22 protein-coding genes are annotated in these 20,403 nt (G+C 73.5%); 12 read left to right on the forward strand and 10 right to left on the reverse strand.

Going from position 1 to position 20,403, the window contains the following annotated elements:
• Positions 1-24 precede the first annotated feature (24 nt).
• The 3 genes from BMX65_RS04585 to BMX65_RS04595 all read left to right on the forward strand — a co-directional run bounded on the left by BMX65_RS04585 (position 25) and on the right by BMX65_RS04595 (position 2,069).
• The gene (locus tag BMX65_RS04585; protein WP_074998861.1) at positions 25-1,023 is read left to right on the forward strand and encodes a sporulation protein; all 999 of its coding nucleotides are present in this window, start codon (positions 25-27) and stop codon (positions 1,021-1,023) included.
• 198 nt (positions 1,024-1,221) lie between these two features.
• The gene (locus tag BMX65_RS04590; RefSeq protein WP_074998862.1) at positions 1,222-1,845 is read left to right on the forward strand and encodes a DUF2975 domain-containing protein; all 624 of its coding nucleotides are present in this window, start codon (positions 1,222-1,224) and stop codon (positions 1,843-1,845) included.
• Positions 1,845-2,069, forward strand: a complete 225-nt coding sequence (locus BMX65_RS04595; protein WP_074998863.1) for a helix-turn-helix domain-containing protein — start codon at positions 1,845-1,847, stop codon at positions 2,067-2,069. Before BMX65_RS04590 ends, BMX65_RS04595 begins: the two co-directional genes overlap by 1 nt.
• Positions 2,070-2,165: 96 nt before the next feature.
• On the opposite strand, the gene BMX65_RS04600 is transcribed toward BMX65_RS04595, so the two are convergent.
• Complete coding sequence (locus tag BMX65_RS04600) at positions 2,166-3,476, reverse strand: FAD-dependent oxidoreductase (protein ID WP_074998864.1); 1,311 nt, start codon at positions 3,474-3,476, stop codon at positions 2,166-2,168.
• A gap of 243 nt (positions 3,477-3,719) precedes the next feature.
• Here BMX65_RS04600 and BMX65_RS04605 point away from each other — a divergent pair, with 243 nt between their 5' ends.
• Positions 3,720-4,076: an ArsR/SmtB family transcription factor gene (locus BMX65_RS04605; protein ID WP_074998865.1), complete on the forward strand. Its 357-nt coding sequence runs from the start codon at positions 3,720-3,722 to the stop codon at positions 4,074-4,076.
• Positions 4,076-4,591: a GNAT family N-acetyltransferase gene (locus BMX65_RS04610; protein ID WP_074998866.1), complete on the forward strand. Its 516-nt coding sequence runs from the start codon at positions 4,076-4,078 to the stop codon at positions 4,589-4,591. The genes BMX65_RS04605 and BMX65_RS04610 overlap by 1 nt, the downstream gene beginning before the upstream one ends.
• 99 nt (positions 4,592-4,690) lie before the next feature.
• Here BMX65_RS04610 and arsB read toward each other — a convergent pair whose 3' ends face one another.
• Positions 4,691-5,797, reverse strand: coding sequence for an ACR3 family arsenite efflux transporter (arsB, locus tag BMX65_RS04615; protein ID WP_074998867.1), 1,107 nt, complete (start codon positions 5,795-5,797; stop codon positions 4,691-4,693).
• Positions 5,794-6,108, reverse strand: a complete 315-nt coding sequence (locus BMX65_RS04620) for an ArsR/SmtB family transcription factor (RefSeq protein ID WP_074998868.1) — start codon at positions 6,106-6,108, stop codon at positions 5,794-5,796. Before BMX65_RS04620 ends, arsB begins: the two co-directional genes overlap by 4 nt.
• A gap of 101 nt (positions 6,109-6,209) precedes the next feature.
• Here BMX65_RS04620 and BMX65_RS04625 point away from each other — a divergent pair, with 101 nt between their 5' ends.
• Positions 6,210-6,641 carry an arsenate reductase ArsC gene (locus tag BMX65_RS04625; RefSeq protein WP_074998869.1) on the forward strand — a complete coding sequence of 144 codons (432 nt, stop codon included), beginning with the start codon at positions 6,210-6,212 and terminating at the stop codon, positions 6,639-6,641.
• Between the two features lie 136 nt (positions 6,642-6,777).
• Here the strand turns inward: BMX65_RS04625 and BMX65_RS04630 are convergent, their stop codons facing one another.
• The 3 genes from BMX65_RS04630 to BMX65_RS04640 are packed head-to-tail and all read right to left on the reverse strand — an operon-like array spanning position 6,778 to position 8,578.
• Positions 6,778-7,101 carry an Asp23/Gls24 family envelope stress response protein gene (locus tag BMX65_RS04630; RefSeq protein WP_074998870.1) on the reverse strand — a complete coding sequence of 108 codons (324 nt, stop codon included), beginning with the start codon at positions 7,099-7,101 and terminating at the stop codon, positions 6,778-6,780.
• Positions 7,098-7,997: a hypothetical protein gene (locus BMX65_RS04635; RefSeq protein ID WP_074998871.1), complete on the reverse strand. Its 900-nt coding sequence runs from the start codon at positions 7,995-7,997 to the stop codon at positions 7,098-7,100. Before BMX65_RS04635 ends, BMX65_RS04630 begins: the two co-directional genes overlap by 4 nt.
• On the reverse strand, positions 7,994-8,578 hold the full coding sequence (locus BMX65_RS04640; RefSeq protein WP_074998872.1) for an RNA polymerase sigma factor: 585 nt from the start codon (positions 8,576-8,578) through the stop codon (positions 7,994-7,996). Before BMX65_RS04640 ends, BMX65_RS04635 begins: the two co-directional genes overlap by 4 nt.
• 392 nt (positions 8,579-8,970) lie before the next feature.
• On the opposite strand from BMX65_RS04640, the gene BMX65_RS04645 reads away from it, so the two are divergent.
• From BMX65_RS04645 to BMX65_RS04665, 5 genes are all read left to right on the forward strand, one after another.
• On the forward strand, positions 8,971-9,528 hold the full coding sequence (locus tag BMX65_RS04645; RefSeq protein ID WP_074998873.1) for an Asp23/Gls24 family envelope stress response protein: 558 nt from the start codon (positions 8,971-8,973) through the stop codon (positions 9,526-9,528).
• 155 nt (positions 9,529-9,683) lie between these two features.
• Complete coding sequence (locus BMX65_RS04650; RefSeq protein WP_074998874.1) at positions 9,684-9,869, forward strand: hypothetical protein; 186 nt, start codon at positions 9,684-9,686, stop codon at positions 9,867-9,869.
• On the forward strand, positions 9,866-11,329 hold the full coding sequence (locus tag BMX65_RS04655) for a DUF6286 domain-containing protein (protein WP_074998875.1): 1,464 nt from the start codon (positions 9,866-9,868) through the stop codon (positions 11,327-11,329). Before BMX65_RS04650 ends, BMX65_RS04655 begins: the two co-directional genes overlap by 4 nt.
• Positions 11,329-11,937, forward strand: coding sequence for a hypothetical protein (locus BMX65_RS04660; RefSeq protein ID WP_074998876.1), 609 nt, complete (start codon positions 11,329-11,331; stop codon positions 11,935-11,937). The genes BMX65_RS04655 and BMX65_RS04660 overlap by 1 nt, the downstream gene beginning before the upstream one ends.
• A gap of 256 nt (positions 11,938-12,193) precedes the next feature.
• Positions 12,194-13,039, forward strand: coding sequence for a YihY/virulence factor BrkB family protein (locus BMX65_RS04665; RefSeq protein WP_074998877.1), 846 nt, complete (start codon positions 12,194-12,196; stop codon positions 13,037-13,039).
• A 129-nt stretch (positions 13,040-13,168) separates the two neighbouring features.
• Here BMX65_RS04665 and BMX65_RS04670 read toward each other — a convergent pair whose 3' ends face one another.
• The gene (locus tag BMX65_RS04670; RefSeq protein ID WP_074998878.1) at positions 13,169-13,738 is read right to left on the reverse strand and encodes a DUF4232 domain-containing protein; all 570 of its coding nucleotides are present in this window, start codon (positions 13,736-13,738) and stop codon (positions 13,169-13,171) included.
• A gap of 278 nt (positions 13,739-14,016) precedes the next feature.
• On the opposite strand from BMX65_RS04670, the gene BMX65_RS04675 reads away from it, so the two are divergent.
• Entirely contained in the window at positions 14,017-15,678 is a 1,662-nt protein-coding gene (locus tag BMX65_RS04675) for a PH domain-containing protein (RefSeq protein WP_074998879.1), read from the forward strand.
• Positions 15,679-15,742: 64 nt separating this feature from the next.
• Here the strand turns inward: BMX65_RS04675 and BMX65_RS04680 are convergent, their stop codons facing one another.
• From BMX65_RS04680 to BMX65_RS04690, 3 genes are all read right to left on the reverse strand, one after another.
• Positions 15,743-17,224: an NAD-binding protein gene (locus BMX65_RS04680; RefSeq protein WP_239502148.1), complete on the reverse strand. Its 1,482-nt coding sequence runs from the start codon at positions 17,222-17,224 to the stop codon at positions 15,743-15,745.
• Positions 17,225-17,855: 631 nt separating this feature from the next.
• Positions 17,856-19,151: an NAD(P)/FAD-dependent oxidoreductase gene (locus tag BMX65_RS04685; RefSeq protein WP_074998880.1), complete on the reverse strand. Its 1,296-nt coding sequence runs from the start codon at positions 19,149-19,151 to the stop codon at positions 17,856-17,858.
• Positions 19,152-19,347: 196 nt separating this feature from the next.
• Positions 19,348-20,298, reverse strand: a complete 951-nt coding sequence (locus BMX65_RS04690; protein ID WP_074998881.1) for an ornithine cyclodeaminase family protein — start codon at positions 20,296-20,298, stop codon at positions 19,348-19,350.
• Positions 20,299-20,403 lie beyond the last annotated feature (105 nt).

Here is a 20,403-nt window from a genome sequence, read left to right on the forward strand (position 1 = left end):
GACAAGTGAAGGAGAACGCCCGCGATGGTGTTCAAAAAGCTTCTCGGGGCTCTCGGGGTGGGCGGCCCCTCGGTGGACACGGTCCTGGACGACGGACCGGTGCGGCCGGGTGGTCCGCTCACCGGACAGGTGCATCTCGAAGGTGGCTCCGCCGACTGCGAGATCGAGCAGATCACTCTCGAACTCGTCGCCCGCGTCGAGGCGGAACACGGTGACGAGGAGCACGAGGGCGTGATCGCTTTCGACCGTCTCACGGTGGGCGGCGGGTTCCGGCTCGCCGAGGGCGAGCGCCGCAGCGTGCCGTTCACCGTCACCCTTCCGTGGGAGACGCCGATCACCGAGCTGCACGGCCAGCCCCTCGGCCTGGCCCTCGGAATCCGAACGGAGCTCGCCGTCGCGGGAGCCAGGGACAAGGGTGACCTCGACCCCCTGCGGGTGGCGCCGCTGCCCGCGCAGGAAGGGGTGCTGGAGGCCCTGGGACAGCTCGGGTTCGGCTTCAAGTCCGCGGACCTGGAACTGGGCCACATCCACGGCACGGGACAGACGCTGCCGTTCTACCAGGAGATCGAACTCTCCCCCGCCCCGCAGTACGCCCACGCCGTCAACGAGGTGGAGGTGACCTTCCTCGCCGCCCCGGGCGGCATGGAGGTCGTCCTGGAGGCCGACAAGCGCGGCGGGCTCTTCTCCGAGGGACACGACGCCGTCAACCGTTTCGCGGTCAGCCACGAAGGAGTCGAGCACGTCGACTGGAACGCCGAAGTCGACTCCTGGGTGCAGCAGATGGTCGAGCACCATGGCGGCGGCCACGCAGCAGGCCACTTTGGGCATGTGCCGCACCAGGGCCATGGACTCCACCACGACGCCTCGCACGACGGTCGTCACCGCTCCGGGCCCGGCACCGGTGCCGTCGTCGCCGGTGCGGCGGCGGGCGTCGCCGTCGGCGTGGCCGGGGGATTCGTGGCCGCCGAGGTCATCGACGAGGTCTTCGACGACGACGAGGACGAGGGGGACGAGGAGGACTGAGCGCCGGGCGGTCGAACGCTGCGGCCGGAGGACGAAGGGCGGGAACTCGACGGGCCGCCGCGGGTGCGCCCTCCCTCCAGCCGGCGGCAGGTTGTTGCCGGTGAGCAGGCTCCCCCGGGGTACCTCCACGTGAACGACTGACATATCGTTTGTCGATATCATCGACAAACGATATGTCACTGCGGGCAGGGGGAGATCATGGGCACCAAGACCTGGTGGAGCCGGACCGACAGCCGGTTTCTGGAAGCAGCTCTGGGCCTGGCTGCTGTACTGGTCGGCGTCTTCGGGGTGCTGCTTCCGGCACTCGGGGTGGTCGGGCTGCGGGATGGTCCGATGGACGGCGTCGAGGTCGAGCCCGAGGCGGCGGCCCGCATACCGGAGAAGGTGTCCGCCGCGGTGACGGGCCACGGCATGACCCTCACCGGCACCCGGCGGGCGGAGCTCGTCTTCGCCGACCCCGACCTGGGCCAGCGGCTGCTGCTCGCCCTTCCGGGGGTCGTGGGCAGCCTGTTCCTGCTCCTCGTCCTGGTGCTCCTCTTCAAGGTGGCCCGAACCCTGAGCGGCGGCGACATCTTCGTGCCGGCGAACGCCCGGCGTCTGAGCGCCCTCGGGCTGACGGTGCTGGTGCAGGCCGTTCTCACCCCGGTGTTGCCGGCGCTCACCACGGAAATGCTGGTGCGTGGCTCCCCCATGGCCGAGCAGGTGCCGTTCTCGGTCACCTTCACCGGGGAACATGTGCTGCTGGCCTTCCTCATCCTGGCGCTGGGAGAAGTCTTCCGGCGCGGTACGAAGCTGCGCGCCGACACCGAGGGACTGATCTGATGCCACCGGAAGAGGAGCACCGCGTCCGGATCCATCTGGACCGGCTGCTGGCCGAGCGGGGCATGACCCTGTCCGAACTGGCGGCCAGGGTCGGGGTGACCGTGGTCAATCTCTCCGTTCTCAAGAACGACCGGGCGAAGGCGATCCGCTTCTCCACCCTCACCGCGATCTGCCGCGAACTGGGCTGCCAGCCCGGCGATCTGCTCAGTGTCCGCCAGGACTGACACCCTCGGGTCACCCCCTCTCCTGCGGTGGCCGGGCACCGGCAGTACGCCCCCGGTGCCCGCGGAAGCGTGCCGGTACCCGCGGAAGCGTGCCGGTCACGAACCGCAGCAGCCACCCTCGGGCGGCTGTTCGGCTGCCGGAGTGGCGGGGAGTCCGGTGCCGCTGCACACGCCGGTCTCGGGCAGGGTGAGTTCGACGCGGTCCGCGGATGGGAGGTCTCCGGCGAGGGCGGCGGCCACGGAGCGGACCTGCTCGTAGCCGGTCAGCGCGAGGAACGTCGGCGCGCGGCCGTAGGACTTCATGCCGACGAGGTAGATGCCCTGGTCGGGGTGGGACAGCTCGCGATGGCCGTGCGGGTAGACGGTGCCGCAGGAGTGGACGTTCGGGTCGATCAGCGGGGCGAGTTCGGCCGGTGCCTGGAGGCGTTCGTCCAGGCGGAGGCGGATCTCGGACAGGAAGGACAGGTCCGGGCGGAGGCCGGTGAGGACGATCATCTCGTCCACCGGTTGGAGACGCTGCCCGTCCTCGGAGACCAGCACCAGGCCGCCGTCGGCTGCCTGCTCGACGGAGTCGGTGCGGAAGCCGGTGACCGCTTCGGCGTGGCCGCCGTCGACGGCGGCCTTGGCCGCGAGGCCGAGGGCGCCGCGGGCGGGGAGCTGGTCGGCCTCGCCACCGCCGAAGGTGGAATCGGAGATGCCCCGGCGCAGGAGCCACAGCGCCTTCGTGCCGGCGCCGTCGTCCGTCCCGGCGAGGTCGGCCAGGTGGGCGAGGGCGGTGAAGGCGGAGGCGCCCGAGCCGAGGACGGCGGTGCGCTTGCCCGCGTAGCGGGCCCGTACCGCCGGGTCTCCGAGGTCGGGGACGCGGTAGGTGATGCGGTCGGCGGCTGCCTTCTCGCCGAGGGCGGGCAGGCCGCTGCCGCCTGCGGGGCCGGGAACGCTCCAGGTGCCGGAGGCGTCGACGACCGCGCGGGCGGTGACCCGTTCCTCGCGTCCGTCCACGTACCGGACGTGGACCACGTAGGGCTGGGCCTCGCGGTCGGCGTCCACGACGCGGTCGCGCCCGGCCCGCGCGACACCGGTGACGGTGGCGCCGAAGCGGACCCGGTCTCCGAGTACCTCGGCGAGCGGCTGGAGATACTGCTCCGCCCAGTCGCCGCCCGAGGGGTAGGCGGCCGCGTCGGGCTCGGTCCAGCCGGTCGGGGCGAGCAGTTTCTCCGCCGCGGGGTCGGTCACCTCGCTCCAGGGGGAGAACAGCCGGACGTGGGACCACGCGCGGACGGCTGTCCCGGCGGCCGGGCCGGCCTCCAGGACGAGGGGCTCGATGTCCCGCTCGACGAGATGCGCGGCCGCGGCCAGGCCGACCGGACCGGCACCGATCACCACGACGGGAAGCTGCTGGGTGCTCATGACAGGGGATTCCTCCGGGGTGCGGGCGGGTGGCCGCGGCGTCATGCACCGGCTCCGCCGCTGGTCACGACGGGGGCGGAGGGGGCAGCCGCGCCGACTCACTGATTCGATGCCTGTCTATGTCTTCTCCCCACCAGCGTGACATCTGATTCGACACTCGTCAACATAGACGAGCATCTAATCAGTCCGGCCGGCGTCCCTGCCCCTCCGGAACGTTGTTTCGATCTGTGTCAAAATAGGGATATGCCGAAGTCCAGTACCCCACCTGCCGCGGTGGTGCCGTGCTGCCCGCCGCTGACCGAGCGCCCCATGACAGCCGAGGAGGCCGAGACCGCCGCGCGGATGTTCAAGGCGCTCGGCGACCCGGTGCGGCTGCGGCTGTTCTCGACGGTCGCCTCCCATCCGGGCGGCGAGGCGTGCGTGTGCGACATCTCCGACGTCGGGGTCTCCCAGCCGACCGTCTCCCACCATTTGAAGAAGCTGAAGGAAGCCGGGCTGCTGCTCTCCGAGCGGCGCGGCACCTGGGTCTACTACCGCGTGGCCCCCTCCGTGCTCGCGGCGATGGGACAGATCCTGACGACCGGTCCGGCGGCCGCCTGATGCCGGACCGCCTGGGCGCATCCGGCGCACACGTCCTCCCGCTGACCCGGGAGCACGCCGAGGAGGTGCTGGCGATCTATCAGGCGGGCATCGACGAGGGCAACGCCACCTTCGAGACCACGGCGCCCACTTGGGACGCCTTCGACGCGGCCAAGCTGCCCGAGCACCGCTTCGCCGCCCTCGACGCGGACGGAACGGTCCTCGGCTGGATCGCGGCCGGCCCGGTCTCCGACCGGTGCGCATACGCCGGGGTGGTCGAGCACTCCGTCTACGTCCATCCCGAGGCCCGGGGCCGGGGCGTCGCCACCGCGCTGCTCGGAGCGCTGATCGACTCCACCGAGGCCGCCGGGGTCTGGACCGTCCAGTCGGGGATCTTCCCGGAGAACACCGCCAGTCTCGCCGTCCACGAGCGCGCCGGGTTCCGGGTCATCGGCACCCGTGAGCGGATCGGCCGCCACCACGGCCGCTGGCGCGACGTCGTCCTGGTCGAGCGCCGCAGCCCTGCGATCGCCTGAGCCCGCCGTACGGACCACGCGACCGCACGGAACCGCGGAGCCGTGCAGCAACGCGAACCCCCGCGGAACCCCGCGGCACCGGGCCGGCGGCCCGCCGCGTCACCGCGCGGCGAACTTCCCGCGCCAGGCCAGGGATACGTAGACCAGCGCCACCAGCACCGGGACCTCGATGAGCGGACCGACGACACCGGAGAGCGCCTGGCCCGAGGTGACGCCGAAGGTGGCGATGGCCACCGCGATGGCCAGCTCGAAGTTGTTCCCGGCGGCGGTGAAGGCCAGGGTGGCCGTGCGGTCGTAGGCCAGGCCGATCGTCTTGCCGAGCGCGAAGGCGCCGAACCACATCAGCGCGAAGTACACGAGCAGCGGCAGGGCGATCCGGGCCACGTCCAGCGGCTGCGACGTGATCGTCCTCCCCTGCAGTGCGAAGAGCAGCACGATCGTGAAGAGCAGCCCGTAGAGCGCCCACGGCCCGATCCGCGGCAGGAAGTTCCGCTCGTAGGGTCCGCGGCCCAGCTTCTTCTCGCCGAGGCGGCGGGTGAGGAATCCGGCCAGCAGCGGGACACCGAGGAAGACGACGACGTTCAGCGCGATGTGCCAGACGGAGACGTCCAGCCCCTGCCCGTCGCCGAGGTTCAGCCACCGGGGCAGCAGGTCGAGGTAGAACCAGCCGAGCAGGCCGAACGCGAGGACCTGGAAGACGGAGTTGAGGGCGACGAGCACGGCGGCGGCCTCGCGGTCACCGCAGGCCAGGTCGTTCCAGATGATCACCATGGCGATGCAGCGGGCCAGTCCGACGACGATCAGTCCGGTGCGGTACTCGGGCAGGTCGGGCAGGAAGAACCACGCGAGGGCGAACATCACGGCCGGACCGAGGATCCAGTTGAGGGCCAGCGACGAGACCATCAGCCTCCGGTCGCCGGTGACCGCGTCGAGCCTGTCGTAGCGGACCTTGGCCAGCACCGGATACATCATGATCAGCAGACCGACGGCGATCGGCAGCGAGATGCCGCCGATCTCGACCCTGGACAGCGCGTCGTCCAGCCCGGGAACCGCCCGGCCCAACCCCAGGCCGGCGGCCATGGCGGCCAGGATCCACACGGCCAGGAAGCGGTCGAGCGTGGAGAGTCCGCGGACGACGCCCCCGCCCCCGGGCGGACCGGCGGTCTCTTCGGCGGTCTCTTCGGTGGTCTCTTCGGTGGTGCTCATGGGCAGGCCCTCTTGACGTCGGCGGCTGCGGTGGTGCGGGCGGTCTCGGCCAGTTCGGCGAACTGCCCGGCGAGAGCGGCGAGGACATCGGGCCGCAACCGGTAGTAGGTGAACCGGCCGCACGGCTCGGTGTCCACCACTCCGGCGTCGCGCAGCACCCGCAGGTGGTTGGAGAGGTTCGTCTGGCGCGCGCCGGTCTCCTCGACCAGGTGCGTGGTGCACAAGGTCTCCCGGGCGAGCAGATGCACGATCGTCATCCGGAGCGGGTCGGCCAGGACGCGGATCAGATCAGTCTCGACTGACGTCAGCATGCGCTGATACTGTCACATCACTCGAAGCTGATGCCAGACCGGCCCGTACCGTGGCCGCCACCGCCCTACGGAGGCGGGAGGCGGTTCGGAAGGATGAACCGATGCCCTCCGCCCCCACCGCGTCCGTGCTGTTCGTCTGCGTCCACAACGCCGGGCGTTCGCAGATGGCCGCCGGGTTCCTCAGCCACCTCGCGGGCGACCGCGTCGAGGTCCGCTCCGCGGGTTCGCTCCCCGGCGACCGGGTCAACCCGGCGGCGGTCGAAGCGATGCGCGAGGTCGGCATCGACATCTCCGACCGGCAGCCGAAGGTGCTCACCCCCGAGGCAGTCCAGGCGTCCGACTACGTCATCACCATGGGCTGCGGCGACGCCTGCCCGGTCTTCCCCGGCAGGACATACCTCGACTGGGCGCTGGAGGACCCCGCAGGAAAGGGCGTGGAGTCCGTACGCCCCATCCGCGACGCGATCAGGAGCCGCATCGAGGCACTCGTCGCCGAGATCGACGCGGCAGGCCCCCCGTCGACCACGGACTGAGCGGCCCCGCGCCCTCGACCGTTTCCGGCCGGGCGGCTGCATCCCCCTTCCGGCCGGGCGGCTGCGGTCCTTCCCGGCCGGGGAGCTGCGCTCCTTTCCGGCCGGGGGGCTGCGGCCGGGTACGGAATCCGTGCCGTCAGACGATGCCGGTGACGGTGACGGTCACCCGGGCGGTGTCGGCCGGGTGCGTCTCGGTCAGACGGGCGGTGACGGCGGCGCTCGCCGCGCGGGCGACGTCCACCGCGCGGGCCTCGGCGGAGGTGACGATCCGTACGTCGATCCGCCACGGGGCGCCCTCCCCCGCAGGCCGACTGACGCGCAGTCCCGCGGGGGACGCACTCTCGGAGCCGGTGAGTGCGGACCGCAGCCGCCGGGTGATGCCAGGGGTGAGGAAGGCGACGCCGGGCACGTCCCGGACGGCCGCGGCGAGATCCTCGCTGAGGACGGCGTGCTGACTCATCGGCCCGTACCTTTCCCGCTGCTGTTCCCGGCTCCGTCCGGCACGTTCGCCCCTGGGGCGTCCGGCACGGGCGCGTCCGCCGGGCCCGGGCCCGGTTCCGGGTTCCGGTCCGGGTCCGGGTTCGGGTTCGAGTCCGGGTTCCGGTCCGGGTCCGGGTTCCGGTCCGGGTCCGGGTCCGGGTCCGGGTCCGGCCCGTCGGCGTCGACCAGGTCCGTGACGTGGACGTCGACTGTCGCGGTCCGCAGTCCCAGGTGCCGGTCGGCGGCCCGCTCGACCCGCAGGCGCACCGCGTCCGCGAGGCGCGGCAGGTCGGGCGGTTCGGATGCGGACAGCAGCGCCTGGATGCCGAGGCGCACGGACACCCGGCCCGTGCCGGAGTCCCGCTCCGCGGAGTCCCGCTCCGCGGAGTCCCGCTCCGCGGAGTCCCGCTCCGCGGAGTCCCGCTCCGCGGGATCCGGCTCCGGGGCGATACGGCAGGAGCCCGCGCGGACGCCCGGCACCTGCTCGGCGGCGGCCCGCAGCGTACGGGCCGCCGCCGTCTCCATGATCCACAGGTCCTCGGGGGGCGGGGCCAGGGGCAGCGGGCGCCCCGGGCGCAGTTCCATGCGGACGATGTCCATGACGCGCTGCGTCAGCGGCGCCGCGTCGTACGAGGCCGCCGGGTCGTCCGCCGCGTCGTGCAGTCCCCGTACGGCCGTCTCCAGACGGTCCAGTTCCTCGACCGCCCGGCGGCAGTGCGGGCAGGTGCGCTCGTGACCGTCGGAGGTGCCCTCCTCCCGGTCGGCCCACACCTGCGACAGCAGCCGCCCGCAGGGCAGCAGTTCGTCGTCCGGGTCGGACGCGCCGGGCGGCTCGGGCGGCGGCGGGGAAGCGGGCGGGTGGATGCGACTGGTCATCGCCAGGCCCCCAGAGCGTTGGTGAGATGGCGTCGGGCACGGAAGACGCGGGCGCGGACGGCCTGTTGGCTGATGCCGACGGTGTCCGCGATGAAGGCGTAGGACTGGCCGTCCCCTTCTCGCAGGATCCAGCAGGTCCGCTGCTCGGCCGAGAGGTCCGCGAGCGCGCGGTGCAGGTCGCCCACGGCCGCGCGTCCTTCGGCGATCCGGTCCGGCGCGACGGTGTGGGCGGGTGCGGCCGGCTCCTGCGCCGCGTCCAGCGGATCCTGCGGTTTGCGGGCGCGCAGGATGTTCAGGCACCGGTTGGTGACGATGCGGTAGAGCCAGGTGCCGAAAGCGGAGTCCCCGCGGAACTCGGGCAGCTTGCGCCAGGCGCTGAGGAACGCGTCCTGCACGGCGTCCTCCGCCTCGGCCCGGCCGCCGAGCAACCGGGTGGCCAGCCGGACCAGCGCCGGAGCGTGCCGGCGCACGAGGACGGCGAACGCCTCCTCGTCGCCCTCGACCGCGCGGACGGTCAACAGGGCGTCGTCCGGCCCGTCCCCGCCGCCGGGCGGTCCGGCGGATGTGCGGTCCCCCGTCACAGGGCGCTCCTCTCGTTCGGTCTGCTCGTTGGACAGCATCACCGGACCCGTGTGACGCACCGGTGGTTGTGAGCTGACCCTCACCTGCCCGCGGGACACCGTCCGAAGATTTTTCGGAACGGTGCGTCACAACTGCCGTCCACCGGTGTCCAACGCAGTGGGACCGTCCGTCGGGGTGGGACCGCGGAACCGCGCCCGCCCTGGGCGCAGTCGCCGAACCCGGCTCCGACGACCGGGCCGGGTCGGACGGGCGAACCGGGCTCGACGGGCGAACCCGGCCCGACGAGCGAACCCGGGCCGACGGGCGAACCGGGCCCGACGACCGAGCAAGGTCCGAAGTCCGATCCAGGTCCGATGTGAGACCAGAAGGACCAGAAGGAGAGGGAGCAGCGATGACCACGCAGCAGACCGAGCAGCCTGAGCAGACCGAGCAGGCGCAGCAGAACCAGCGGCGGAGCGCACCGGTGTCCCAGAGGGCGTCCCGGGCGCAGCAGCCGGACAAGCCCGCGACGGGTACGACCGAGGTCGCCCAGGGCGCCTCCGGCGCGGACCAGCCGGCGCCGACACGCGGCAAGACCTCCATCGCCGACGTCGTCGTGGTCAAGATCGCCGGGATCGCGGCGCGGGAGATCCCCGGCGTGTACGACATGGGCGGCGGACTGTCCCGCACCATCGGCGCCGTCCGCGACCGGGTGCCCGGCGGGCGGCCGAACGTGGGCCGCGGTGTGAAGGTCGAGGTCGGCGAGCGGCAGACCGCCATCGACCTGGAACTGGTCGTCGACTACGGCGTGTCCATCACGGACGTGGCGGCCGACGTGCGCGAGAACGTCATCGGCGCGGTGGAGCGGATCACCGGCCTGGAGGTCGTCGAGGTCAACATCGCCGTCATAGACGTCCACCTGCCCGAGGACGACACCGAGGACGGGTCGGCCGACTCCCGCGTCGAGTGACCCGACGCCGTCCGCAGGTCCACGCCGCGGACGGCTGTGGACCGCTGTGGACGGCCGGTTCGCACGCAGTCGGCGGCGCGAGGGCGCCGCGCACCACCACGGGACGGGACCGGCCGGGCTCTGTCGGGGGCTCGCGGGGAAGGCGGGGAAGAGACATGGACAGAGGGCTCATCGGCATGATCGCGGGGATGGCCCTGGCGTTCGCCGCCTACTTCGGCGGCTTCGGTGCCTTCCTGCTCGTGGCGGCGCTGGGCGCGCTCGGCTACGGCGCGGGGTCCTGGCTGGACGGCGGCGACCGGGCGCACGAACTGCGGGCGCTGTTCGAGCGGAACCGCCGATGACCGCTGCCGCCCGGCGGGGCACGACCACCGTCGCGGACAAGGTCGTCCGCAAGATCGCCGAGCGGGCCGCCGGGGAGGCACTGCCCGGTCCGGCGGCGGGCCGCGCCAGCGGCTCGGCGTCCGTCCACGGGCGGCGGGCCTCCGTGGCGCTGCGCCTGCCGCTGCCCTATCCGGCACCGCTGTCGGACACCGCCAGGCGGGTGCAGCGCCATGTGACCGACCGGACCCGCGAGCTGACCGGACTGGGCGTCGCCCCCGCACGGCTGACCGTGACCCGCTTGACGGTGCCCTCGGAACCGGTGGGGTCGGCAGGGCCGTCGGGGTCGGTGGGACGGGTCGAACCTGCGGCTCGGGTGGGGCCGGTGGACGCCACGACCCCGGCGGCCCCCGCCGTACAGGGCACGGCCGCAGCCGCAGGGGTCGGCTCGGGCGCGGTTCCCGTCTCCGCGGCCCTTGGCGTCTCCCGGGCCCGCAGTGCCCCCGCCGTCCCCGAGACCGCGTCGTCGACCGCCGCGTCATCGACCGCCGCGCCGTCGACCGCCGCGTCGTCGACCACCGCGTCGTCGACCGCGAAACCCTCGGCCGCGGGACCGTCCGCCGCGGGGCGGCGGGCACCGCGCCGCTGGTGGTCGGCCAGGCGTGCCCCCGCCGCGGTCCTGATCCTGCTCGCCGCCGTCGGATGTGCGGCGGTGACCGCCGATGTCGTGCGCGTCCACGCCGCTCACCGCCCGGCCGCCGACTGGCGGACGCGGGCGGTCGAGTGGCTGTCCGCGCACGGTCCGGGCGAGTTGCCGGTCGTCGTCGGGAGTGCGGCCGTCGCGGTGCTGGGCTGCTGGATGGTGGTGCTCGCGCTCACCCCGGGCCGTCGGCACCAGGTCACCCTGGCCGCCGCAACGCCCGCGCGGAACGTGGCGGTCGACCGGACGACCGTCGCGGCGCTGCTCCGCGACACCGTCGGGGACGTGGACGGCGTCGCGGCGGTACGAGTGCGGGTCGGGCGCCGCCGCGCCACCGTACGGGCCGCGCTGGCCTTCGGCGACCACGAGCAAGCCCGTGCGCAGGCCGCGGCCGCCGCCCACGCGGCGCTGGCGGACTGCCTGCTGCGCCGCCTCCCGCGCCTGCGAGTGCGGCTCACCCCCGAACCCACCTGGCAGCCCCCGGACTCCGCGCCCCCGGCATCGCCGTCCGCCCCGGCGGCAGCACCTTCCGACCCCACGTCGCCCTCCGACCCCACGTCGCCCTCCGACCCCACGTCGCCCTCCGACCCCACGTCGCCCTCCGACCCGACGTCCTCGTCCGACCCGGCGTCCTCGTCCGACCCGGCCGACGGCATCAGCGTCACGGACGCCACCGACATCCCCATCCCCATCCCCATCTCCACCGACACCGACACCGACACCGGCACCGGCACCGGCACCGGCACCGGCACCGACAGCGCGCCCACGGGAGGTGAGCGCTGATGGCCGAGCCCCGTACTGCTGTCAACCGGGCGGTGTTGGCGGTGACCGGCGGAGTGCTGCTGCTCAGCGGCGCGTGGTCGGCCGGCATGCGCACCGCCCCCGTCGAACGGCTGACCGCCCGGCTGTCGTCCGTGCCCGGGATGGGCTGGGTGCTTCCGCCCGCCGACGGCAGCGTGCTGCTGGACCGTTCGGGCCTGGCCGCGTTGCGCGCGCACGGCTGGTGGACGCCTGCCGTCATCGCTGTCGGCTCCTTGGTCACGGCACTGCTGACCTGGTGGTTCCTCGGACAGCTCCGGCTGCGCGTCCGCTCCCGGCTGCGGCTGGCCGCATCGGGCGGGGTGCTGCGCACGCAGGCGCTGGAGGAGGCACTGACCCGGCGCGCGGCATCCGTGGACGGAGTCGCCCGCGCCCGGGTGCGCCTCCACACCCGCCGTCGTCGGCTGCGCGCGTATGTGCACGTATGGCTGGAGCCGGACACCACGCCCCTGGCCGTGCTCGACGCGCTGACCGCTGTCGGCACGGAGGCCGAGGCCGCGGTCGCCCCCCACGCCCTCACCACCCGCCTGCGCCTCGGCCACCGCACCCACCGGATGCCGCATGTCCGCTGACTCCGCGGCGGCCTCACAAGACGCCGCGGTCCCGGGGCCGGCGTCGGTTCCCCCGCCGTCGCCGACCCCCGCGCAAGTGCCGGCGACGGCGGGCAGGACAGCGCACACGGTCCGGCACCCCGCGGACCCCGCCGACCTCACAAGTCCCCTCGCCTCCACGGGACCTGCAGGACCCACCGGACCCACAGGTCCCCCACCCGCCGCGGGGCGTCCCGCACGTGCGTGGTGGCCCGCCCTGCGCCGGATCCCGGTACGGATGTGGAACGACGACATCAACGACTACGCGGCGGCCCTGACCTACTACGCCATACTCACCGTGCTGCCGGCGCTGCTCGTCACCGTCCTGTCCTTCGCCCTCATCAGCCCGGACACCGCAGAACTGTTCGTCGCGCACGTCACCCGCTACGCGCCCGGCCAGTCCGGGGCCGAGCTCCACAACCTGCTCGCCCACATCCTCACGCCGCGCTCCGGAACGTGGACGCTGCTGGCGGCGGGCGGGGGCAGCGCACTGTGGTCGGCCTGCAGTTATCTGGCCGTCTTCCGCCGCGCGCTGCACCGCATGCATCGCATTCCGGACAGCCGCTCGCCGCTGCGCAAGGCCCCCCGGATCGTGGCGACCGCGCTGAGCCTGCTCGTCCTGCTCGTCATCAGCGCTCTCGTGCTGCTGCTGAGCGGTCCGGTCGCACGGTTCCTCGGCCGGCTGCTGCACCTGGGCGGCACCGCGCCACTGGCCTGGGGTCTGGTGCGCTGGCCGCTGCTGCTGTGCCTGGTGGCCCTGACGGTGCTCGTCGTCTTCCGTACCGGACCCCCGCCCGCACGCCGACGCCGCGACAGCCTGCCCGGCGGTGTGCTCGCCGCCGGGCTGTGGCTGACGGTCTCGGCGGGCTTCGCGTTCTACACCTCACTGCTGGGCGCCTACAGCAGGCTGTACGGCTCACTCGCCGGGATCGTGGTCTTCCTCATCTGGCTGTGGCTGTCCAACCTCGCGCTGCTGGCCGGGGCCCAGTTCACGGCCGAGCTCCGCGGCAGCGTCCCCGCCCCCTCTCCGAGCCGGCTCCCGGGTCAGGCCGCGGACCCCTCCCCTCCTCGGGTCCGCGCCTGACCCGGCCCGGAGCCGCAGCGCCCCCGGCCCCGGAGCCGGAATCGCGGGACGGCCGCAGTCCGGCAGCAGTCCGGCCACGGGTCAGGTGCGCAGTCCGGCGCGCGGTCCGGCACGCGGTCCGGCACGCGGTCAGGCGGCGAAGGGGACGGCGTCGGCGGGGTCGGCGTGCCAGTTGGTGGTGACGGGACGGTCGACCCGGACGGTCTCGGGGAGCTGGAAGCTGACCGGGTGGGACTCGTCACCGGCGACGGCGAGGATGAGCCGGCCGAGTTCCTTGCCGTCGTCGTTGTTGGTCGTCTTGGGGCTGATACCGGCGTAGGCGGCCGTGGAGCCGGAGAGCTCGACCGGGTCGGTGACCGCCTGTTCGGCGGGCGACGCCTTGGTGTCGGCGGCGGAGCCGAAGGAGGCGGAGGGGATGGTGCCCTCCAGGTAGCAGGTGATGCCGGGCTTGGCCTTGGCGGTGACGAGGTAGTACCCCCCGGCCTGGGTCTCCGTGCTGACCGTGAAATTCAGGTCGTCGGTACCGCACGCCTGCCCCCACCCATCCTGCTGACCGGCCTGCTGACCGGCCTCGGCGCGCACACCGCTGTCCGGGGCGGCGGCAGCGGAAGCCGTCGCCGCACCGGTCGCTGCGAGGACCGCCGCACCGGCGGCAGCCAGGGCAAGACGGGAAGAACGGAAGGAAAGGCGCGAACGCATCGGAAACTCCCTCTGCTGCTGATCACGTTGGCGGATACGCAGAGTGGGATGCCGCCTCCGCGGGGAAAGTTCACGCCTCCCGGAAGTTTTCCGACGAGCCGCCCTCGATGAGCCGACGGGCGGCAGGGGAGGCGCCCAGAGGCCCCGGCTTCCGACGGCTCACCCACGCCCGGCCCTCCTCGCCCGCGCTCTCTTCCAGACCCCGGCAGCGTGGCCCGGCGCAGGCTGCCGCAGGGGGCAGCAGCGCGCCCGGCCGGGAGCGAGGAAGAATCGCAGCCATGACCGAAACGTGGGAAGTGCCGTGCTCCGCGCCGTGGCGGCGCGCCCTGTGGCTCTCCGCCGGGCTCGGCACCGCCGTGACCGGTCTGGAGGCGGCCCGCGCGATCCACCTGGGGACACCTCCGAACCCCTGGGCGGGGATCGGTCTGCTCGTCGCGCTGATCAGCTGTGCGATGCTCCACGCGGTCAGCCACCGGGTGACCGCGGACGCGGACGGTGTGCACCTCCGCTCCCTGCTGCGCCGACGGCACATACCGTGGAGCGACATCTCCGACCTTCAGATCCGGCGGATGCACACGGACAATTGGCGCGTCCCGGAGACCCACCGCATCGTGCTGGTGCTGCGCGGTCGGCGCAAGCGCCTCCTGCCACTGCCGGTATGCCGCTCTGCGGCCGAACTGCCCGACTTCGAGGCCAAGCTGGCGGCACTGCGCGCACTGCACCGCCGCCACGCGCCCACCTCGGCCCCGCGCACCGACCGCGTCCCCGTCATCTCGGCGCGGACCGCCGGACGCACCTGGGCCGGGTCACTGGCCCTGTGCGTGCTGCTGCTGGCGGGCGCGGGCACCGCGCTGGCCTTCGTACCGGCGGCCGAGACGGAGAAGAGCGCCTGGGAGGCCGCCGTCCCCTGCACCGCGGCGACGCCCGCCGCGGAGCGCGGCGAGTGCCTGACCACGCTGCGGGCCGAGATCGAGCGGACGGACGCCAACCACTCCAAGCAGCGGAGCTGGCTGTACTTCACCGAGGGCCGTCCGCTGGAGCGGCTCGGCGTCTCGCGCGAGGCAGCGCTCGACTTCGAGGCCGGTGACCGGGTCGAACTGACCGTCTGGCGGCGCGGGGTGCGGGAGGTCGCGGGCGCGGGGCACGTGTGGCGCGAGCACTTCCCCGGTGCGGGGGACGTGGTCATGGTGGCGGCCGGATGCCTGCTCCTGGCGGGGCTGCCCGGGGCGCGGCTCCTGATGCGGCTGCGCGGGCGGCGGCTGCCGGAGGACGAGGTCATCCCGTCGGCGCTGCCGTTCGCGGGCGCGCTGGCCGGCACCGCCGGGTGGCTGCTGCCGCTCTGCTACCTCCACCCGCTGGACTTCCTGGCCTCGCCCGCGGTGACGGCCTGGACGTCGGGCGGCTCGGCGGCCAGCGCGGGCCTGTTCGCCTGGGCCTGGTACGCCAGCCGCATCCGCCGGCCCGACGCGGCAACGGCTGCGGGAACCGGAACGGGCACAGGAACCGCCACGGGCACGGGCACGGAGTCCGGAACCGCTGCCGCACCGACCGCACCCCACGTGACCTCCGGAACATCCGCGCCCCGCGAGTCCACGGCACGGGGTGACGTCTTCCTGTCCGCACGCTTCCTGGAGCACACCGACTTCAACCCGAACGGCTTCGGCAGCCACGTCGTTCTCGGCGACGGCCCGCCCGCGGTGGCTCCGCATGGGGGCCCGGGCCGGTTCGCGGTGAAGCCGCTGCCGGTGGAGCGGCTGACGGTGCGGAACGTGCGGCGTCCACGGGGCGGCGACGGCGAAGCGGTCCCCAGGAAGTGGCACATCGCCGAAATCGACGACGCGGGCACGCCTGTCCACCTCGCGGCCGCCCCCGCCGACCTGGCCCGCATCGTCGCGGAGCTGCGCCGCCACGCGGGCGCTCCGGCGGAGTCCGGGGGGTGACCACCTGCGGGGGCGACGGGCCGGGACCCGGTGGAGCCCGGGGGCTTCGCCGGCGGCGGCCGCATCACCCGCCGGTGTCCGCGGTCGGCGGTCCGCCCCGGCCGCCGCCCCCGCGGCTGCTCCCGTCATCGCTCCGGACGCCGTCCTGGTGGTGCGCGCACCGGCCCGTGTACGGCCACGGGCTGAACGATCCGCCCGGTCCCTCCACGAGCAACCGGCAGTCCTGTGCGAGCACTCCGTGCGGCCGCAGCCCGGTCAGGCTCGCGGTGGTGTAGGCGGCGCTCAGGCTGGCGAGGTCGCGCACGATACCGATGCTGAACAGGGAGCGGGTCTCCGCGATGGCCTCGTGGTCGCCCGCGCGGACGACGACCCGAAGATCGGGGTCGACCGCCCGTGCGGCCACGGCGACGGCGATGTTGTCCAGGTCGTCGGAGGCGACGGCGGCCATCGCCTGGGCCGTGTGGAGGCGCAGCTTGCGCAGCACGAACCGGTCCCGTGCGTCGGCGACGACGACGGGGATCCCGAGAGCCTTCGCCAGCCGGAGGTTCGGGGCGGCCGGGTCGCGCTCCACCGCGATCACGCCGAAGCCGAGCGCCTGCACCCGGGTGCACAGCCGGAGACCGACCTGCCCCAGCCCGACGACCACGACGTGGCCCGCTCGCGGCAGCGCCCGGGAGCCGACCATGCCGATCGCGCGCGGGGCCAGCAGCCGGTCGACCATTCCGGCGGTGAAGACGGCGGTGAGGACGACGGTGACCAGCATGGCGACGCTGGTGAACACCAGGTAGGCGGTCGAACCGTGCGCGGTCGCGGGGCCGACCGTGGCCAGTGTGCGCGCCGCTTCGAGGAGGGCTTCCACGGGCGGCCGGTGGTGGAGGGTCACGGCCCAGGTCCAGTCCGCCAGCAGCACTCCGAAGAGTCCGGCCAGTCCGGCCAGCATGATCCGCGAACTTCCGTCGTGCGGGCGCAACTGCCCGCGGATCTTGCCCAGTCGGGCCCGGTACCGCAAGGAGCGCGCTGGCCGGTACGCCTCCAGCCGGACGGCGCCCTGCTCCCAGCGCGCGCCGACAGGTCCCTCCGGGGTCTGCCGGAGCGCCAGCAGGTCGGGCTGGACGCAGGCGGCGAGCAGGACCGGCGCGGCGACGTCGGCGGACGAGGTGACCCGGCAGTTGGGGATCATCCGCGCCAGTTGCTCGGCGACGGTCCGGTCGAAGACCGTCACCACGAGCGGGACGCGGGGGCGGAGGTGCTCCACCGCGAGCGCGTAGCGCAGGGATTCGACGTCGTCGTCGAACAGCACCGCGACACCTGCCACCTCGCCGTCCAGCGCCGGGCGCAGCTCTTCGTCCGAGGGCTGCCGCAGGTGGCGTACGAGGTGCCCCGCGGACCGCAGCGAACCGCAGACTCTGCGCGCGGCATCGCTGCCGATCACGACGTAGTACGCCCGCGGCACGTCCCTCCGCGGGCCTTCCGTGCCGTCTGTCGCCTCCGGTGCTGCCGAGGTGGCGGTGTCGCGGGGCTGCTCAGAGAGGGAAGACGCAGTCATCGGAACGGTACGGGTCGCAGTCGAGGCAGCGAGGGGACCGGCAGCCGACGCATCGGACGAATGGGCTGCCGCAATGGCATCGGGGCTCAAGGGGATCATCACCGGCTTCGGGTTCGGAGTCCGGTCGGCGGCGGACCGGGACGGCGCCCGGCCGGGGGCGTCCGCTTGCCACACACATGGATCTTCTCCAGGGATCGGGGGCGTGACCGCAGGGCGGCACAGAGCACTGCGGCGGATGGTCCGGGCATCGGCCGCAGCGGCACGGGCGGCGCCCTCGCTGTCGGGGCGGCGCGGGGCGGCGCCGGGGCGGAGTCGGCACCACCGCACCCCGATAGAGGGTGGGCAGGGGGCCGATTCGGCCGGGTGGGCCGGTTCCTTCCGGTACGCGGGAGCGGCGCGGAAGGGGGCGCGTCGGACGACGAGGAGCGCGGAGCGAGGAGCGCGGGAGCCGGGGTCGGCCGGCGGGCGCTCGCGTTCCGACGGTAGGGCGGGCCCGTCCACCGCACCATGGACAGATGTCACACCCCTGACGCTCCTGGTACGACAGATGCTCAAGCGGTCCGACGCCTCTGGACCGGACCGGCGGGCCGGGGACGGACCACCACCCGCCCCGGCCCGCTCCCGCCCGCCTTCACCGGGAAGCCGTGAGGTTCCGGGTCGCGGCGGAGCGACCGGAGGTGAAGCGTTGCGGCGCGAAGGGCCGTGCCGTACCGGCGATCTCCGAGAGCTGCCGACCGCCTGCGACGTACGCCGAGACGACTTCCGCTGTCACCGGAGCCAAGGTCACCCCGAGCATGCAGTGCCCGCTCGCGACGAGCACGTTGTCCTTGCCCGGCAACGGCCCGATGACCGGCAGCCCGTCGGGTGTCATCGGACGCAGTCCGGTCCAGCCGCGCGGTGGTGCCCCGGGTGAGAAGTCGGGCAGGAACTCCTGCGCCGAGCGCACGATGCCGTGGAGACGACGCCGGTCGACGGCGGTGTCGAAGCTGCCGAACTCCATCGTCCCGGCGAACCGCAGCCGGTCGGACAGCGGTGAGACGGCGACCTTCGCCTCGCCGAGGTAGACGGAGTGCCGCAGTGCCACCGTGCCGCCGGTGTCGTCGAACCCGTATCCCTTTCCGGGCTGAACGGGCAGGGGGCATCCGGCCAGCCGGGCGAGGCGACCGGTGTGCACCCCTGCGCTCAGCACGAACAGATCGCCGCCGACCTCCTCACCGCCGGCGTGTACCGCGGCGACCGCCGGGCCGCGCAGCCGGACGCCGGTGACCTCGCAGTTCTCCAGGAAGCGCACGCCGAGTTCCCGGCAGCGGTCCTTCAACCCTCTGACCAGGTCGACCGGGTCGACGTGCCGCTCCTGCGGACAGCGCAGGCCCGCCTGCACCTGTCTGCCGAGGGCCGGTTCGAGATCCCGCAGCTCGTCACCCGACAGCGGGACGGCCGGGTGCCCGATCCGCTGCAGCGGCGCCGTGGCAGCCCGGTACCCCCGCATGGCCTCCAGCGTCCGGAAGGCCATGAGTTGGCCGGTGCGGTGGTACTCGAACCGCACGCCGTCCGCCGCGTACTGGTCGAACAGCGGGACGACGCGCTCGCTCAGGGAGGCCAGGGCCTCCACCCCGTGGTGGAACGGCCCGGGGCGGCAGTACCGCAGCATGCTCGCCATGAAACGGACGTGCTCCGGGCGCGGTGTGGGCCGGATGTGCAGCGGACTGTCCTTCCGGGCCATCCACCGCAGCGCCTGCCCCACCATGCCCGGCGCGGGTACCGGCGCCGACATGATCGGAACGATCCACCCGGCGTTGTGGACGGACGCTCCGCTCTCGCCGTCGGCCGCGTCCACGACGGTGGCCGCCAGGCCGTCCCGTGCGAGGCGGTAGGCGGTGGCGAGTCCGATCACACCCGCGCCGACGATCACTGCGTTGTCTGCCATTGCTGTCCTTCCTGCGGATCGGGACGGTCCCTGCGGGGTGTGCCGTTCCGGTTCACCGACTCGGTGGCTCGGCACTCTGCGGCTCGGGCTGTGCGGCGTTCTGCGGCTCGGGCTCGGCGGCGTTCTGCCGCCCGGCGGCGGGAGTGCCGCTTCGGCCGGTGGGGTACGGGAACACGCCTCAGGGGAGGAGCACGCCTCAGGGGAGGAACTTGTCGGCCAGGAGGCGGGCGACGGCCCAGTCCTGCACGGCCACTCCGACGGTCTTGAACACGGTCCGCCCGGTGGCCTCCGCGAGGCGAGCCCCCGACGAGGGAGCCGCTGCGGAAGGGGGCGCCAGCGCGGTGCCGAGTTCCGTGAGCGCGTCCTCCGTGAGGACTCCGGCTCCCAGCGCGTGGATGACCTCGCCCGACTCCTCCAGGACCGCGCCGAGTTCGTCGACGACGACGGCGCTGTCGGCGAGCAGTTCGGCGGGCAGCTCCCGCATGGTGGGCCGATAGGCGCCGATGGCGTTGACGTGTACCCGCTCGGGCAGTGCGGAGGCCGGGAAGAGCGGAGCAGTTGCGCTGGTCGCACAGCAGACGATCTCGGCGTCCCCCACCGCCGACTCCGCGTCGGACGCCGTGCGGAGTTCCACCCCGGGCAGCTCGGACTGCACCGTCTCGACCAGCGTCTCGGCGCGCCGCGGATCGGTGTCCACCACCGTCAGCCGGCGCAGCGGCCGGACCGCGTGCACGGCACGGATCTGGTCGGGAGCCTGACCGCCGGCACCGATCAGGGTGAGGCGTGCCGCCCCGGGCCGGGCCAGCAGGTCGGTCGCCACGCCGACCGCAGCGCCGGTGCGCAAGGCGGTCACCGTTCCGGCCGTGGCGACGAGTTGGTCCGGGCGTCCGGTCTCGCTCCAGACCACCGAGCCCGCGATGGCAGGCGTGCGCCCGAAGTTCACACTCAACGTCTTGATCATGGCGGACGCGGTCGGACGGTGATGGGCGGACATCACCAGGAACTGCCCGTCGCGCAACGCGGTACGGGTCGGCATCTCGAACTCCCCGGCAGCGAGGTCGAGAAAGCCTCGGCGGACCGCATCGATCGCCTCGTTCATCGGCACGGCGTCGCGGATCTCCCGCTCACCGAGGGTGAAGGTCGTCATGGCACTCCGTTTCGCCCGCCATCGAGTCTGCTTGCCATCCGTCTCACGCGGATGGCCAGTAAGAACAGTAAGGTATTACACCTTACACCAGCCCACAAGGGCGTA

Origin of the sequence: Streptomyces qinglanensis, assembly GCF_900111245.1 — a bacterium.
GTDB lineage: Bacteria > Actinomycetota > Actinomycetes > Streptomycetales > Streptomycetaceae > Streptomyces > Streptomyces qinglanensis.

Bases quoted from the DNA above. Each gene is read 5' to 3' on its own strand.
- BMX65_RS04585 (WP_074998861.1), top strand. From the start codon at position 25: ATGGTGTTCAAAAAGCTTCTCGGGGCTCTCGGGGTGGGCGGCCCCTCG.
- BMX65_RS04590 (WP_074998862.1), top strand. From the start codon at position 1,222: ATGGGCACCAAGACCTGGTGGAGCCGGACCGACAGCCGGTTTCTGGAA.
- BMX65_RS04595 (WP_074998863.1), top strand. From the start codon at position 1,845: ATGCCACCGGAAGAGGAGCACCGCGTCCGGATCCATCTGGACCGGCTG.
- BMX65_RS04600 (WP_074998864.1), bottom strand. From the start codon at position 3,476: ATGAGCACCCAGCAGCTTCCCGTCGTGGTGATCGGTGCCGGTCCGGTC.
- BMX65_RS04605 (WP_074998865.1), top strand. From the start codon at position 3,720: ATGCCGAAGTCCAGTACCCCACCTGCCGCGGTGGTGCCGTGCTGCCCG.
- BMX65_RS04610 (WP_074998866.1), top strand. From the start codon at position 4,076: ATGCCGGACCGCCTGGGCGCATCCGGCGCACACGTCCTCCCGCTGACC.
- arsB (WP_074998867.1), bottom strand. From the start codon at position 5,797: ATGAGCACCACCGAAGAGACCACCGAAGAGACCGCCGAAGAGACCGCC.
- BMX65_RS04620 (WP_074998868.1), bottom strand. From the start codon at position 6,108: ATGCTGACGTCAGTCGAGACTGATCTGATCCGCGTCCTGGCCGACCCG.
- BMX65_RS04625 (WP_074998869.1), top strand. From the start codon at position 6,210: ATGCCCTCCGCCCCCACCGCGTCCGTGCTGTTCGTCTGCGTCCACAAC.
- BMX65_RS04630 (WP_074998870.1), bottom strand. From the start codon at position 7,101: ATGAGTCAGCACGCCGTCCTCAGCGAGGATCTCGCCGCGGCCGTCCGG.
- BMX65_RS04635 (WP_074998871.1), bottom strand. From the start codon at position 7,997: ATGACCAGTCGCATCCACCCGCCCGCTTCCCCGCCGCCGCCCGAGCCG.
- BMX65_RS04645 (WP_074998873.1), top strand. From the start codon at position 8,971: ATGACCACGCAGCAGACCGAGCAGCCTGAGCAGACCGAGCAGGCGCAG.
- BMX65_RS04650 (WP_074998874.1), top strand. From the start codon at position 9,684: ATGGACAGAGGGCTCATCGGCATGATCGCGGGGATGGCCCTGGCGTTC.
- BMX65_RS04655 (WP_074998875.1), top strand. From the start codon at position 9,866: ATGACCGCTGCCGCCCGGCGGGGCACGACCACCGTCGCGGACAAGGTC.
- BMX65_RS04660 (WP_074998876.1), top strand. From the start codon at position 11,329: ATGGCCGAGCCCCGTACTGCTGTCAACCGGGCGGTGTTGGCGGTGACC.
- BMX65_RS04665 (WP_074998877.1), top strand. From the start codon at position 12,194: ATGTGGAACGACGACATCAACGACTACGCGGCGGCCCTGACCTACTAC.
- BMX65_RS04670 (WP_074998878.1), bottom strand. From the start codon at position 13,738: ATGCGTTCGCGCCTTTCCTTCCGTTCTTCCCGTCTTGCCCTGGCTGCC.
- BMX65_RS04675 (WP_074998879.1), top strand. From the start codon at position 14,017: ATGACCGAAACGTGGGAAGTGCCGTGCTCCGCGCCGTGGCGGCGCGCC.
- BMX65_RS04680 (WP_239502148.1), bottom strand. From the start codon at position 17,224: ATGACTGCGTCTTCCCTCTCTGAGCAGCCCCGCGACACCGCCACCTCG.
- BMX65_RS04685 (WP_074998880.1), bottom strand. From the start codon at position 19,151: ATGGCAGACAACGCAGTGATCGTCGGCGCGGGTGTGATCGGACTCGCC.
- BMX65_RS04690 (WP_074998881.1), bottom strand. From the start codon at position 20,298: ATGACGACCTTCACCCTCGGTGAGCGGGAGATCCGCGACGCCGTGCCG.